Here is a 1,826-nt window from a genome sequence, read left to right on the forward strand (position 1 = left end):
TTACCGCCGAACCCAGTGAAGGAAATTAAGCTATTAATCGTCAGAAAAGTCAGTAGTAAGGTAGCTGTCAAGAAGTGCGGACTAGACATCACGGCATGTTTTTGAATGACTAGCGACAGGACTCCACCAGTCGCCCCAAATGCCATGAAGGCAAACATCGCTGGCATGATTTTCCGATGCTCGGACTTACTTTCGATCGCGGTTTTGGGATCTGTCGCCGTCAAAATGCGTCCTTTCCAGCCAGCATAGGCACCATAGCCACCCATCGCAAACATGACGATACTCATAAAGAACGGATGTCCCCAGTGAGTCAGTGCTTCGGGGAGATTGAGGGCGCGAAATTGACTGGCTAGCGGTTCTAATAGTTCTGTTAAATTTTCGCCCATGATACCTGTCCTACGATCTCTAAAACTGTGTCAATCGCCATTGTACAGGGGAGTTATCGATCGAGCCAAGTAGATACGTCAGGAGATAGGGGAACCAAGGTAAAAACGTTTGCTGACACCGTACGGTTAATGGGTAGTTAAAACCGCTGCTAGGATCCAAATCTAAATTTAAATACTAACTTTGGCTCTAAATATCAGCTTGTCACTTTGTCGATAGCCAACATATCGAACGGTAACTAATTCATCTGGATTTGCCATGCCTTCGATTAATTGATGCCAGCGCGGCTCGTAACTAATCTGTTCGCCGATCTCACCAATTACTGTGACATTCCACTGCTGAATTAATAGATCGATCGATTTTAATAATGGGAAAATTTTACTTGCGGGAAAATCGGGATTATTCATGGCGGCAGCTTTAGCCGCTGGAAAGTAAGTTAAAAAAGACTCGATCGTCTGTAAACTTTGAAATTGAAATTCAGCTTCGAGGGTTGCTCTCTGTTGGTTAAATTGCTGCTGGAGATGTTGATATTCTTGCTGGAGGGTTGCTAATTCTTGGCGATCGGCTGTAGAGTTAGATTGCCCGTCAAAGGTGGCGATCGTTTCGGTGACGGAGATCTGGAGAATGCTGGCGATTTTGACTAATGTTTGCCAGCGGATAGTGCCTATTTCACCCGATCGTAATTTACGAATAGTGCGATCGGAAGTTCCGGTTGCTTGATATAACTGCTTAAAACTCATAATCCCGACTTGCTGCATTAATGCTTGCAATTGCAATGTCCGGTCTAATTTTCGATCTTTACTCATTTAAAATAGTCACTAGATACTTCGCAAATAGGTAGGGGTAATTCATGAATTACCCCTACCTATTTGCGAAGCAGATTGGCGATAATTACTTAACTATCTAACAAGCTTCTGAGCATCCAAGCAGTTTTTTCATGTAGTTGTAACCGTTGGGTGAGTAGATCGGCTGTCGGTTCATCGCTAGCTTTTTCGGCACTAGGATAAATCGATCGAGCCGTCCGACAAACTGCTTCTTGTCCTTCAACGAGGAGTTTAATCATCTCCGTGGCTTTAGGTACGCTAGTTGTTTCGGGAATCGAGCTGAGTTTGGCATATTCGCTATAACTGCCAGGTGCGGGAAATCCTAGTGCCCGAATCCGCTCGGCAATCAGATCTACTGCCAAAGCTAGTTCGTTATATTGAGTTTCAAACATCAAGTGGAGAGTTTGAAACATCGGCCCCGTAACATTCCAATGAAAGTAGTGAGTTTTTAAGTACAAAGTATAAGTATCTGCTAATAGTCGAGACAACCCACCCGCGATTTCCTCGCGAGTATCTGCATCGATTCCAATATCTACTTGCATCATCGTTGTTAGTGCTCCTGGAAATATTTATCGCTTCCTACTTATTATTCTACTCGCAATTTTCTCACTGCCGACA

3 protein-coding genes are annotated in these 1,826 nt (G+C 44.0%); all 3 read right to left on the reverse strand.

Translation table 11 applies throughout. From position 1 onward, the window contains the following. Nucleotides 1–386: DUF4079 domain-containing protein (locus tag RMO52_RS22240; protein WP_310418669.1), on the reverse strand; the 386-nt coding region annotated here is incomplete at its 3' end. A gap of 168 nt (nt 387–554) precedes the next feature. Beyond that, complete coding sequence (locus RMO52_RS22245) at nt 555–1,190, reverse strand: helix-turn-helix transcriptional regulator (RefSeq protein ID WP_310418673.1); 636 nt, start codon at nt 1,188–1,190, stop codon at nt 555–557. An 89-nt stretch (nt 1,191–1,279) separates the two neighbouring features. Beyond that, the gene (locus RMO52_RS22250) at nt 1,280–1,753 is read right to left on the reverse strand and encodes a Dps family protein (RefSeq protein ID WP_396135077.1); all 474 of its coding nucleotides are present in this window, start codon (nt 1,751–1,753) and stop codon (nt 1,280–1,282) included. Between the last annotated feature and the right edge of the window lie 73 nt (nt 1,754–1,826).

Origin of the sequence: Chamaesiphon sp. OTE_8_metabat_110 (assembly GCF_031382685.1) — a bacterium.
Lineage (GTDB): Bacteria > Cyanobacteriota > Cyanobacteriia > Cyanobacteriales > Chamaesiphonaceae > Chamaesiphon.